This is a genomic window from Vibrio tritonius (assembly GCF_001547935.1).
Classification (GTDB): domain Bacteria; phylum Pseudomonadota; class Gammaproteobacteria; order Enterobacterales; family Vibrionaceae; genus Vibrio; species Vibrio tritonius.
Map to the genome: position 1 here is coordinate 88,870 of NZ_AP014635.1, position 13,369 is coordinate 102,238.

Genomic DNA, 13,369 nt, shown 5'->3' on the forward strand with positions numbered 1-13,369 from the left:
TTACTCTAACTAACTGAGCAGTGAATAGTCTAAAACGTCAGCCCTAGAGGCTGGCGTTTTTTATTGTCGTTAGACCACACTAATCGAGACGAGAGTAAATGCGAGGCAAAGAAAAACCCCGAGGGCAAATGCCCATCGGGGTTATAGTCTTACTTGCAGCAATCCGGCTACTAAGTTGCTCCCTGCATCAATTCCTTGATAAGTGTGCTGAATCCGTCAGCTTAATCCTTTCATCGCCTTCCTAGCGGTGTCCTTGTTTGACCTGTCCTGGTCCGCTAACTATCCCAATTAGCTCTCATCACTTGTTCCCTGAGCGGTGTCCCTGTACATCTTCCTGATGTTTAAGTCCTTGCCTCGTCCAGAGGTGTTCCATTGTCTTTCCTTAGTAGCTACCATCCTAGTAACTAATGAGTCCATTCAATGTTCCACTTTGCTATCCGTGCCGATCGTTCACCCTGAGCAACCGAATCTTCTTCCTGAAGATGACCAAATCCTTGGTGATTTCCTGTTCCTTGTCAGCATCCTACCGACAAGATTCATCTTACTCAATTCCCCAAAACGAACAACGGCAGTTTGAGCGATTCTTTGCTATGAAATCGTATACATTTTTAATGTTGTTATATTTTTCAGTGACTTAAAAATTAACGAGGTATTTAGTCTCATACAAAAAGAGATATTTCCTCACACCTTTGTAAGAGATCTCTCACAAAGGTGTGGGATGATCTGCCATTACTCAGTTATTCACCAATCGAGATACCTTCACGACGAGGATCGGCGGCGCCTTCCAAACCGTGATCTGTCACACGAATTGCATGCAAACCGGAGTTGAGGTCTTGCACTTTTACGTCATAACCTTGGGCTTCAAATTGAGAAACCCATTTTTCTGCCGATGTACCTTTCTCGATTTCCATCTGACCAAAGCGGTTGAGAATGTGCGGCAGGCTCACTGCTTGTTGAATATCCATTCCCCACGCGAGGTGCGCAATCAGAGACTCGGCTACATAACCAATGATGCGGCTACCACCCGGCGAACCAATCGCCATGTATGGTTTATTGTCTTGCAGAATGATCATGGGTGACATAGAAGAGCGAGGACGTTTACCCGGCTCGACTCGGTTAGCCACCGGCTTACCATCGACTTGAGAGCGGAACGAAAAGTCGGTCAGTTCGTTATTCAGGATAAAACCATGCACCATCAAGCGTGAGCCAAACACGTTTTCAACGGAAGTGGTCATGGAAACGACGTTGCCATCGCGGTCGATGATATTGAAGTGGCTGGTACAAGGTAGCTCAATCGATTCATCAGGGCTACGAACTTGGGCTTGCTGCCATTGTGGTTTACCTGGTTCCACTTTGGTCAGTGCTTTGCCCGGTTGAATCAGCTCTGCACGTTGCTTGAGATAATCACGATTAAGCAGCCCTTCTTTAGGGACTGGGACATAATCTTCATCGGCGATGTATTGGTCGCGGTCGGCGAAAGCAAGACGGGACGCATCTGCAATCACTTGCCATGAACGAGCATCATTTGGTCCCCATTTAGGTAAATCAAAGTATTGGGTCATCGCCACAATCTGTCCAACGGTCATACCGCCAGAGGTAGGAGGCCCCATGCCGCAGATATCATAGCTTTCGTAACCGGTACAAACGGGTTCACGTTGCTTAACTTGATAAGTGTCGAAATCCTTTTGGCTTAATACACCAGGGTTACCTTGGGCGGTTTGCACATGTTCAACAATGTCTTGTGCGATTTTGCCGTGATAGAAAGCATCAGCACCGCCTTTGGCAATCGCTTTTAAGGTTGCTGCGTATTCAGGGTTTTTCAGCAATGTCCCTTCGGTTTTGGGTGACCCATCAGCATTAAAGAAGTAGCGACGGGTATCTGGATAGCGGCTGAGTTTCTCTTGGTCGCCAGCAATCAATTGCGCGAGACGAGGACTGATTTTAAAACCGTTTTCCGCTACTTTCGCGATCGGTTCAATCAGTTTTTCCCAAGGAAGTTTTCCATAACGTTGATGTGTTTCCCACAGCAGTTTCACCACACCTGGGGTTCCTACCGATCGGCCACCGACAACGGCATCATAAAATTTGAGAGGCTCGCCTTTCTCATCTAGGAACAAACTTGGTTTGGCATCCAGAGGTGCCGTTTCACGTCCATCGAACGAAGTGAGTTTTTGTTGTTTTGCATCCCAATACACCATAAAGGCGCCACCACCAATACCAGAGGATTGAGGCTCAACTAACCCTAGCATCAGTTGCATTGACACCATGGCATCAATGGCATTGCCCCCTTCACGCAAAATCTGCGCGCCCACTTCTGAAGCGTGAGGGTTAGCTGCGTTCACCATCCAGTGCTTTGATGTCACCAGTGATTTGTGTTCCGTTCCGGTACTTTGCTCGGGAGCAAAAGCATCGGTCGCTTGACCAACTGCGTAAGCTGTTGAGGTGATGGCAAGTCCAGATAAGGCAAGCCATTTCATCATCCACTGCATGTGTATCTCCTTGTTTTGATAAGACTTGGAAGATTGACAGTGGATGAGAAAAAGGTCTAGAGCCAGAATGATAAATAATCGTTCTGGTTCATATTCTTTGGCTATATCAGATAATCGATATATAAAGAATGAGCGTGCCTAGCGAGGTAAAGAGTAGGCCACAAAGCCCGTCAATGTACTTCGCTACTTTGTGCAATTTTTGTTGTAATTTGGCGGTGGAAAGTAGCCAAGCTAACAGACCAAACCACCCAAGTGACAGGCTCCAAAGAATGACTAAAGCGGCACCTTTGCTGGGTAATGACATATCGCTAGGGATCAAACTGGAGAGCAAGCTAACAAAAAACACTAAGGCCTTAGGATTCAGTAAGTTCGTCATGTAGCCGCGAGTAAATGCAATGCGGCGACTTGATGTCGCACTTTGGACTGACATGTTTGCTTGTGTGTTCGACGAATGCCAATAACGGATCGTGCCATAGAGCGCAATAAGTCCTAGATAAAGTAAGTAGCTGCCACCAGCAAAACGCACCAAAGAAAATAAGGTTGGATGCAGATGAATCAAATAGCTGACGCCAGTCATGCTTAATATCGAATGGGTTAAGATGCCAAATGACAACCCCAAGGCGATGTAGAATCCGGTTTTCCTCCCGTAACGGGAAGCATTTTGTACCACTAAAGCAAAGTCTGGCCCTGGGCTTAGCAAGGCAATAAAGTGGACTGTGGCAAGGGTGAGTAAAGCGTGTAAGTCGTTCATCGAGTTTCTCCTAATGAGCGGACATTGTGTCATTACGAGAAAAGTGGCGATTGTAAAAAAGTGACTGTTTACGTGCTAAGCGTGAAGGATAAAAAAGTATCGATTCAGGGCGGGTTAACGAACGTCTGAAGGGCGAACACCAAAAGAGTGTTTAAACGCTTTACTAAAATGGGCTTGATCATAAAAGCCGACTTGCATCGCAACATCAGTGCCAGCGACTTTAGATTTCAATAACTTCATCGCTTGCTCCAAGCGTAAGCGTGATAGCCAAGCATAAGGTGTCATGCCTGTGGTTGCTTTGAAGTGGCGTTGAAACTGAGTAGGTGTGAGATGGCAAATATCCGCTAATTGCTTTAGTCGAATCGGTTGATCTAAATGCGCTATCAGATATTCACGCAGCGAGTCTAATGTCTTTTTACCTAAATGATGGGGCATCTTTGGTTGAATTAACCCATAGCGTTCAATTAAATCCCCGAAGCCCTCGAGCGGCAAACAATCTTGCGCCAGCTGGCAAATGTCACCGCAATAGTGACCAAGTAATTGATGAGTTGCTGCCAACTTAGCAAACAGCTCAGGATCGCGCACAATCGATGATTGAAAGCTCACCATGTCACTTGGACTAGTTAAGTCGAGTTGAGTGTTAAACCAATCAGGAGTAATGGAAAAAACGCGAACCTGATAGCCAGAATCTAATACAGAGTGACCATCGTGCAGTTCATCAGGAGGCATGATGATTATCTCGCCCTCACCTGCACAATATTGTGTACCGCGGTACTGAAATTTTTGCTCACCGTTAGTAATGAGGCCGAAATGATAATCGAGATGGTAGTGACGTGAGAACGCAAACTTCTCGTAGTTGCCTTCGATAAGGCTAATGGCATCATCTTCTGTGCTCAGATAATTGACTTGGTCCATTACGTTTCATCACCCTGCTAGGTTATCTAAAATGGTTTTAGTTAGCCTAGCAGGGGGAACGAGTCTCGTCTTGTAAAAAACGATCACTTCATTGGTGTTGCGACAATCGGGGCACTGCGACGGCTTTTTACTAGCCCATCGATACTGAAAATCACCAAGGCACCCCAAATAAAGGCGAAAGTGATGGCTTTGCTCAGAGCGAACTCTTCGCCGTACACAGCCACTGCAAGCAAGAACATTAAGCTTGGGCCAATGTATTGGAAAAACCCGAGAGTGGATAACCGTAAACGAGTGGCCGCGCCAGTAAAGCACAGCAGCGGTAAGGTAGTTAGTACCCCCGCAAACACCAGTAAGGCGTTCAGTTGCCAAGTGTTGCTACCCAAATCACTGGTGGGCGAATCGGCAAAACAGAATAAGTATATGGCTGCGATCGGAAACAGCAGCAGAGTTTCGATAAACAGCCCTGTTTTTGCATCGATACTAACTTTTTTCCGCAGCAAACCATACACCGCAAACGTTGCTGCCAGAGAGAAGGAGATGAATGGGAAAGAACCAAACAGGGAAATTTGAATGCCCACGCCAATGGTGGCGAGCGCTACCGCAAACCATTGCAAGCGGCGTAACCTTTCGCCAAGGAACACCATGCCCAACAGAACGTTAAATAGAGGGTTAATGTAATAACCTAAACTCGCTTCTAGCATATGCCCAGAGTTCACTGCCCAGATAAAAATCAGCCAATTACTTCCCACAAGTAATGATGTGATGGTGAGATAGAGCATGGTGGTTGGCTGGCGCACTAGATGAATTACGCGAGTCCAGTGACGGCCTATATGGATAAGACCCGCAAGCAGGAAGAACGACCAAACCACACGATGGCTTAATATTTCTAACGGTGCAACTTGCTGAATGGATTTAAAATAAATCGGTGCAATGCCCCAAATAACGTAGGCTGCAATAGCAAGTAACGCACCTTGGCGGCTTGACTGTTGTTCGGGAGTCATAAATAAGTGATCTCGACTGAAGAATAGGGGAAAAACTGTGCGACGCGGAGCAATTATATCGTGGTGGATCGAAACCGCTACTAATTTGCGGTTTTATTCACCATCGAACCCCACTACAATATCGAGCCTTATATCTTGAGTGAACTCTTTTGCTCAGGCGAATAATAGAGACTTCCATGACTGCTACATTACCTGCTGAACATCCTGAATCTTCTCTCACCCCCGAGTCGGTACTGCGTGACGTATTTGGTTACCAAACCTTCCGTGTCGGCCAAAAAGAGGTGATAGAGGCAGCGGTGGCGGGGCAAGACAGCTTAGTCATTATGCCCACCGGTGGTGGTAAGTCTCTCTGTTATCAAATTCCAGCGTTGGTGCGTGAAGGGCTAACCCTCGTTATTTCGCCTTTGATTTCGCTAATGAAAGACCAAGTCGATCAGCTTAAAGTCAATGGTGTCGCGGCTGAGTGTGTTAATTCCACCATGTCTCGTGAGGCTCTGATTTCGGTCTATAACCGTATTCATACTGGCCATCTCAAGCTATTGTATGTGTCTCCGGAACGCGTGCTGACCAATGATTTTATTGAGCGTTTACAGTCAATTAATTTGTCGATGATTGCGGTTGATGAAGCACACTGTATCTCACAGTGGGGGCACGATTTTCGCCCTGAATATGCCGCATTAGGACAGCTTAAACGCTTGTTTCCTCAGGTGCCGATGATGGCGCTGACCGCAACCGCGGATGATGCAACCCGCAGCGACATTTTAAGTCGTTTGAATCTGCAAGAACCCCATGTTTATCTGGGCAGTTTCGACCGGCCGAATATTCGCTACACCTTGATGGAAAAACACAAGCCGGTGGCGCAAGTGGTGAAGTACCTCGCCACGCAACATGGTCAGTGCGGCATTATTTATTGTGGCAGTCGCAAGAAAGTCGAAATGTTGACTGAGAAATTGTGCAACAACCACATTCGTGCCGCGGGCTATCATGCTGGTATGGATGCCGATGAACGCGCTTGGGTACAAGAAGCATTTCAGCGAGATGATCTGCAAGTTGTGGTTGCGACCGTGGCCTTTGGTATGGGCATCAACAAGCCCAACGTACGCTTTGTGGTTCACTTCGATATTCCTCGTAACATCGAATCATACTATCAAGAGACAGGTCGAGCTGGCCGCGACGGTTTGCCTGCTGAAGCGGTGATGCTTTATGACCCTGCCGATATTAATTGGCTACGTCGTATGCTGGACGAAAAAGAAGAGGGTCCGCAAAAGCAGGTGGAAACCCATAAGCTTAATGCGATGAGCAGTTTTGCTGAAGCGCAAACCTGTCGTCGCCAAGTTTTGCTTAATTACTTTGGTGAGTATCGTGAAAAACCGTGTGGTAACTGTGATATTTGCCTCGACCCACCGAAACACTTCAACGCGACGGTTGAGGCGCGTAAAGCACTCTCATGTGTCTATCGCGTCAATCAAAACTTCGGGATTGGCTATGTAGTGGAAGTGTTGCGTGGTATGCAAAATATTCGTATCCGTGAAAATGGCCACGATAAGATTTCCACTTACGGCTTAGGGCGCGATCACAGCCACGATTATTGGGTGAGTATTTTCCGTCAGTTAATCCATAAAGGCATGCTGCATCAAAATATTACGCGCAATTCAACGTTGCAACTCACTGAAGAAGCCCGGCCATTGCTACGTGGTGATGTGGAACTTGAACTGGCCGTGCCACGTTTAGATACGGCAGTAAGAGCAGCGAAATCTGACAAGCTGACCAGTAAAAATTACGACAAAAAGCTGTTTGCTAAATTGCGTAAACTACGTAAATCCATTGCTGATGAAGAAAATATCCCGCCATACGTAGTGTTTAGTGATGCGACCTTGATTGATATGGCAGAAATATTGCCGACTTCATATGGTGAAATGCTAGCGGTTAATGGTGTGGGGCAGCGTAAATTAGATAAATACGCCGATTCATTCCTTGATTTGATTCAGGAGCATTTGACCTATCATGGCTGAGTTTGGATTAAAGGCTTATCATGCAGAGCAAGGTGTCGTGGAAGTGGCAGTTGCCAATGTCTCTGTCGAAATGCTTCCCCAATTAGGCGAGCAGTTGGTTGGTTATCTGGATGCACGAATTGTCGACCAACAACAGGATGCGGATCTCTACACTTGGCTGGTGGATTTTGAAGGCACTCAGCTTTTCCTCAAAGCGGAACACTACAGTGAATCCGTCTGGTTTGAAGCGCTAGGGAGTGATAGTGCCCAAGAAGAACTCGCGTTTATTGCTCAGTTACTGCTGCGTAACCAATAAAAATGCCTCGAGAGATTCGAGGCACTTTTTAAGATTAAGCTCTTATTTACAGGCTACCGATAAAACCACCGGTTTGATGGTTCCACAACTGAGCATACACACCATTTAAGGCTAATAACTCTTGGTGTGTACCTTGTTCGATAATGTTACCGTCATCCATCACAATCAGACGATCCATCGCGGCAATCGTTGATAGGCGGTGAGCAATCGCAATCACGGTTTTATCTTCCATCAACACTTCCAAGTTTTCTTGAATCGCGGATTCCACTTCGGAATCGAGCGCGGAAGTGGCTTCATCCATGATCAAAATAGGTGCGTTTTTCAGCAGTACACGGGCAATTGCGATACGTTGTCTTTGGCCGCCTGATAATTTCACGCCACGTTCACCGACCTGAACGTCGTAGCCGTTATTGCCCATTTCATCTTTCAGTTCTTCAATAAACTCATGGGCGTGAGCTTGCTTAGCAGCCTCAATAATCTGCTCCATCGAAGCGGTTGGGTCACCATAAAGAATGTTGTCTTTAATTGAGCGATGCAGCAGAGAGGTATCTTGGGTGATTAAACCAATCTGACGGCGCAGCGATTCTTGCGTCACGCTAGCAATCTCTTGTCCATCAATGGTAATTGTGCCGGATTGAATGTCATAAAAGCGCAGGAGCAGATTCACTAAGCTCGATTTGCCAGCGCCTGAACGGCCCACAATACCGACTTTTTCGCCCGGTTTGAGCTGTAAATTCAATTGATTGAAAATAGTTTTACGTTCGGTATAGCGAAAATCGACATGGTTAAAACCAATCGCACCCTGCGTCACTTGCAGTGGTTTTGCGTGTTCTGCATCGGTAATTTCAATGTCATTCGAAATGGTACGAATACTGTCAATCACAGTACCAACGCTCTCAAATAGGGCGCGAATCTCCCACATGATCCATTTAGACATACCCTGTAAACGTAAGGAAATGCTAATTACAATCGCAATGACACCTACGGTCACGGACGAATCAAGCCATAGATGAATAGAGAGCGCTGCAACAGAAAACAGCAGCAAATAGTTGATGATGTCCACGCTATAAAGCAGTGCAGTTAGGGTGCGCATCTGGCGATATACCGTCTGCAAAAACTGCTTCATGCCCGATTCGGCATAGTCGGTTTCACGCTCTGCGTGGGAAAACAGCTTCACCGTGGTGATGTTGGTGTAGGTATCCACGATGCGACCTGTCATGGTTGATTGAGCGTGTGCTTGATCGGTTGAAATCTCTTTAAGGCGCGGTAAGAAATACCGTTGAATCAGTGCGTATATCACCATCCAAATTAAGATAGGTATGACTAAGACTTTATCGGCTTGGCCAATCATCACCAACATTGAGATGAGATACACCACAATGTACACCGAGAGGTCGACCAGTTTCATCACCGTTTCTCGTACCGCATTGGCACTTTGCATCACCTTGGTGGCCACTCGGCCCGCAAAGTCACGTTGGAAGAATCCAATACTCTGTTTAAGGAGGTAACGGTGTACTAACCAACGAATCGACATTGGGTAGTTGCCCAAAATAGTTTGGTGCAGCAGCATCGAATGGATGAAAGCCAAAATAGGCATAACGACCAAGACTAACATTGCCATCATGGTCAAGGTGTGGCCTTGCTCTGCCCAGAAGTTCTCGCGACTTTGGGTGCTGAGAATATCAACAATATCCCCCATGTAACGAACTAAAGTGACTTCCGCGATAGCAACACAGGCACTTAGAAACGACATCGCTAGAAGAGGCTTTTCAAAGCCGCGTGTGTAGTAGCGGCAAAAACCAAACAGGGTACTGGGCGGTTTTTGCGGGTCCCGTTGCGGAAACGCTTTAGTAAGACTTTCAAACCATTGGAACATGTGCGGGCCTTTGTTTTGCATCAAATCGATGCGAAGTATTGGGTTACTGACTTTTCATCAAAGCAATAATCAGTAAAATAACGAATTCCGTATAGTAATGATAATTAAAACAGTTCTCAATAATGCCGAAAGTGTGGGAGCTGGGAGGTCTAATCGATGTATACGTTGTCAAACGTAGAAATGATACGTGGCGGCAGAGTGATTCTCTCTGTTGATCAACTCTCAATTCCCACAGATAAATTAACCGTTGTTCTGGGTCACAATGGTTCAGGAAAATCGACCTTGATGAGTTTGCTTTCCGGTCAGCAAGCACCTGATGCAGGACAAGTGCAACTTAATCAACAGGATGTGACTCAGTTTGATGCTAAGTCGTTAGCCAAACAGGTGGCGTTTTTACCACAAAAATTGCCTGCCAGCGCGGGTTTGACTGTGCGTGAACTCGTTCGCTTAGGGCGTTTCCCATGGCGAGGTGCACTCGGTCGTTGGCGCAAAGAAGATGCACAAATTATTGAGACTGCAATGGAGAAAACTGGAGTCACGCCTTTCGCCGATACCTTAGTGGATGAACTCTCTGGTGGTGAACGGCAACGGGCTTGGGTGGCGATGTTGCTCGCGCAAGAATCTCCAGTGTTGATTTTAGATGAGCCGACTTCGGCGCTTGATATTCAACACCAATATCAGCTGATGGCATTACTTGCGGAACTAAACCAACAGCAGAACTGTGGCATTATTGTTATTTTGCATGACCTTAATTTAGCCTTGCGTTACGCCACTCATATTGTTGCTTTGAAACAGGGGCGTATTGCGTTTTCTGGTGCTGCCGATGAGCTGAATGATGAAGAGCGCTTATCCGATCTTTACCAAACCCCAATTCAATTGATTCCACACCCTCGTCCTGCGGATGATTCAACCACGAACAAGGTAGCGATAGTATGCGCGTAATGAAAAAACTCACCATTCGTATGATGTTGCTGTGCTGTTCTATGGTTATCAGCTCTCAAGCATTTGCTGCGCCGATTACCGTTACTGATAGCCTCGGTCAACACACCTTGCCAGATATACCGCAACGAGTTGCGGCTTTAAACTGGGATATTCTTGAGCAAGTCATTGAGTTAGGTGTTACGCCCATCACCGCTACGGATATCGATTCCTATAAAGATTGGGTGGTTAATCCAGCAATTCCTGCTAGCACTGAGAGTGTAGGAACTCGAGCAGAGCCTAATCTAGAAAAAATTGCTCAATTAAAGCCCGATGTGATTTTAATCTCTGATGCACAAAAAGAGCTAATGCCTCGGTTGCAGCAAATCGCGCCAGTCTTACTGTATGCCAATTTTTCTGAGCAAGATAACCAAGGTGAAGTGGCGATTAAAGAGTTCAAGCAACTTGCTCACCTGTTGGGTAAAGAAGCCGTTGCCGAGCAAAAACTTGAGCAAATGAATCAGCGCTTTACTGAGCTTAAAACCAAATTGCATGAGCATTTTGGCTCAGAGTTACCTTCGGTAGTGGCGATGCGCTTTGCCAATATGACGTCTGCCTTTATTTATACGCAACACTCGATGGCTGATTATGTGTTAACAAAGCTTGGTTTAACCAATGCGATGCCCCTGCCTCCTGCGAAATGGGGTATCACGCAAAAGCCAATCGCTGATCTGCAGCATGTGACTCAAGGTTATGTGCTCTACATTTTGCCATTTGCTCAAGAAAAAGAACTGCAAAAGTCCTTTTTGTGGCGTGCGATGCCTTTTGTGCGCAATCACCACATCCAGTCGGTTGAATCGGTGTGGAGTTACGGTGGCGCAATGTCTTTGATGTATACCGCAGAAGCTTTCACCAATAGTTTACTGAAAATGGCTCCGCAATCATGAGTTGGAAAACACTGAGTGTTGGGGTGATATTGGTCTTGTGTGCCACCCTAGCCAGCGTACAGATTCAGCAAGCATTACCTTGGTTAACGCAATGGCATTTGTTGATAAATCCGCAAAGTGCTGAGTCGTTTAATGATTTCAACTTTGTTTATGCCCAATTACCCCGTGCGGTAATGACCTTGATGGTCGGCGCGATGCTAGGTCTCGTCGGTAGCTTGATGCAGCAGTTAACGCAGAACTCGCTAACCTCCCCATTAACAATGGGCACGTCTTCTGGTGCATGGTTAGGGTTAATCATTTTAAATATCTGGTGGCCTGAAGCGGCGAAAGATTCCAGTGCGATTGTTGCGATGGCGGGGTCTTTGATTGCCTTTGGTTTGATTTTGCTGATCGCTGGTATGGAAAACATGACCGGTTTGCCACTGGTTATCTCTGGTATGGTGATCAATATTCTGCTTGGTGCAATCGCTAGCGCGGTGGTTTTATTGCATCAAGAATATGCACAAAACGTCTTTATGTGGGGGGCTGGCGATCTCGCACAAAATGGTTGGGAGTGGATTGAGTGGTTGTGGCCTCGTCTATTACCCGCTGTTTTAATTGTCATTTTTGCACCGCGTATTTTAACTTTATTGCGTCTTGGGCATGAAGGAGCACAAGCGCGTGGCCTATCTGTCATTCCGGCTTTCTTTATTTTAATGATGGTCGGGATATGGTTGGTATCAGCATCGATTACTGCGGTGGGACTAATTGGATTTGTTGGCCTGCTCACACCAAACTTTGTTCGTGCTCTTGGCGCCAGAACGCCGAAACAAGAACTGTTTGGCAGCTTGGTTTTTGGTGCCTTGCTGTTGTCAGTGACAGACATCTTAGCGCAAGGGATGAGTGTGTGGCTTGGACAAGTTGTTCCAAGTGGTGTGACAGCTGCCGCCATCGGAGCTCCCGCATTGATTTGGTTTAGCCGCCGGAAATTGAAAGCGCAAGATGGATTAGCGGTTCAACTCCCTGGTTCGCTCAGTGCAATCAGTTGGCGCTTGGTGGCACTCTTTACCGCCTTGTTCACTCTAGCAGCACTCTGTTATTTCATGGTGCAGCCTAGTGATACGACTTGGCAGGTAGCGTTGCCCTCAGAATATCAATGGATGTTACGTTGGCCTCGTGCACTGACAGCAATAGCCACAGGTGTTGGTTTAGCATTAGCGGGAACCATCTTGCAGCGGATGATCTACAACCCGCTTGCTAGCCCAGATATTTTAGGGGTTTCCTCTGGTGCGACTTTCGCTTTAGTGTTCTCAAGCTTGTTCTTTGGTCAATCGCTACTGTCTATGCAGTGGGGCACAGCATTAGTTGGCAGCATGGTGGTGTTGGCCATTATGTTGTTCCTTGGCCGGCGCCATCATTACGCGCCATCAAGTGTGATTTTAACCGGTATTGCTCTTTCTGCTTTACTTCAGGCATTTGTACAGTTTTGCTTGGCGAAAGGTAACCAAGACAGCTATCAAATATTGCAATGGTTGGCTGGGTCAACCTATCGTGTGACGGGTTCGCAAGCTCTGTTGTTGGTTGGGTTGATAGCCGTGATGATGTTGCTAAGTTTGTCCGCTTCACGTGGTTTAACCTTATTGTCGATCAGCCGTGAATTTGCTCAAGCTCGGGGGTTAAATACCTCGCTGATGTCTTTGTTATTATTGACGTTAGTGGCACTTTTATGTGCAGTGGTGACAGCGACGATGGGGCCTGTTTCGTTTGTTGGTTTGGTTGCGCCACATTTGGCAAGAATGCTTGGTGCGCAACATTCTCGGTCACAACTTTTATTAGGCAGTTTGATTGGTGCCACGGCTATGTTGTGGGCGGATTGGTTGGGGCAAGTCGCGCTTTATCCGAACCAAATTGCCGCTGGAACCCTCGTTGCCATCATTGGTGCGCTATACTTCTTAGGACTGCTGATATTTAATCGTGTTCGGCAGCGATTAGCGTTTTAATCCCCAGATAAAAAGGAGAAACATGGATGTTTTCTCCTTTTATTTCTCTTTTTTATCACCGATTTATCACTGATATTTATTTTTATCACTCTCATTTTACCCTATTGATAACCTGAAGCTATTCCACTCGTTGCATTATTGAAAATCATTCTCATTACCATTAATATTATTGGTAATACAAATTAT

Annotated in this window: 10 protein-coding genes; 5 read left to right on the forward strand and 5 right to left on the reverse strand. The window is 46.4% G+C overall.

The window, feature by feature from the left end:
- Positions 1–737: 737 nt before the first annotated feature.
- The 4 genes from ggt to rarD form a co-directional block, all read right to left on the reverse strand.
- Positions 738–2,489 (reverse strand): gamma-glutamyltransferase, encoded by a 1,752-nt coding sequence (gene ggt, locus JCM16456_RS00395; protein WP_068711392.1) that lies wholly within the window; start codon positions 2,487–2,489, stop codon positions 738–740.
- Positions 2,490–2,595: 106 nt separating this feature from the next.
- Positions 2,596–3,240, reverse strand: coding sequence for a LysE family translocator (locus JCM16456_RS00400; protein ID WP_068711394.1), 645 nt, complete (start codon positions 3,238–3,240; stop codon positions 2,596–2,598).
- A 114-nt stretch (positions 3,241–3,354) separates the two neighbouring features.
- Positions 3,355–4,155: an AraC family transcriptional regulator gene (locus JCM16456_RS00405; RefSeq protein ID WP_068711396.1), complete on the reverse strand. Its 801-nt coding sequence runs from the start codon at positions 4,153–4,155 to the stop codon at positions 3,355–3,357.
- 83 nt (positions 4,156–4,238) lie between these two features.
- The gene (gene rarD / locus JCM16456_RS00410) at positions 4,239–5,156 is read right to left on the reverse strand and encodes an EamA family transporter RarD (RefSeq protein ID WP_068711398.1); all 918 of its coding nucleotides are present in this window, start codon (positions 5,154–5,156) and stop codon (positions 4,239–4,241) included.
- 176 nt (positions 5,157–5,332) lie between these two features.
- Between rarD and recQ the strand changes: the two genes are divergently transcribed.
- Positions 5,333–7,168 (forward strand): ATP-dependent DNA helicase RecQ, encoded by a 1,836-nt coding sequence (recQ, locus tag JCM16456_RS00415; RefSeq protein ID WP_068711400.1) that lies wholly within the window; start codon positions 5,333–5,335, stop codon positions 7,166–7,168.
- Entirely contained in the window at positions 7,161–7,463 is a 303-nt protein-coding gene (locus JCM16456_RS00420) for a DUF3630 family protein (protein ID WP_068711402.1), read from the forward strand. The genes recQ and JCM16456_RS00420 overlap by 8 nt, the downstream gene beginning before the upstream one ends.
- Before the next feature lie 46 nt (positions 7,464–7,509).
- Here the strand turns inward: JCM16456_RS00420 and JCM16456_RS00425 are convergent, their stop codons facing one another.
- Positions 7,510–9,339 (reverse strand): ABC transporter ATP-binding protein, encoded by a 1,830-nt coding sequence (locus JCM16456_RS00425; protein WP_068715819.1) that lies wholly within the window; start codon positions 9,337–9,339, stop codon positions 7,510–7,512.
- Positions 9,340–9,495: 156 nt separating this feature from the next.
- Between JCM16456_RS00425 and JCM16456_RS00430 the strand changes: the two genes are divergently transcribed.
- Genes JCM16456_RS00430 through fhuB form a run of 3 tightly spaced genes read left to right on the forward strand, consistent with a single transcriptional unit; the run spans position 9,496 to position 13,183 of the window.
- Positions 9,496–10,281: an ABC transporter ATP-binding protein gene (locus JCM16456_RS00430; RefSeq protein WP_068711404.1), complete on the forward strand. Its 786-nt coding sequence runs from the start codon at positions 9,496–9,498 to the stop codon at positions 10,279–10,281.
- A complete protein-coding gene (locus JCM16456_RS00435; RefSeq protein ID WP_068711406.1) occupies positions 10,272–11,204 on the forward strand; it encodes an ABC transporter substrate-binding protein in 933 nt (310 codons plus the stop codon). The genes JCM16456_RS00430 and JCM16456_RS00435 overlap by 10 nt, the downstream gene beginning before the upstream one ends.
- Positions 11,201–13,183 (forward strand): Fe(3+)-hydroxamate ABC transporter permease FhuB, encoded by a 1,983-nt coding sequence (gene fhuB / locus JCM16456_RS00440; protein ID WP_068711408.1) that lies wholly within the window; start codon positions 11,201–11,203, stop codon positions 13,181–13,183. Before JCM16456_RS00435 ends, fhuB begins: the two co-directional genes overlap by 4 nt.
- The last annotated feature ends 186 nt before the right edge of the window (positions 13,184–13,369 follow it).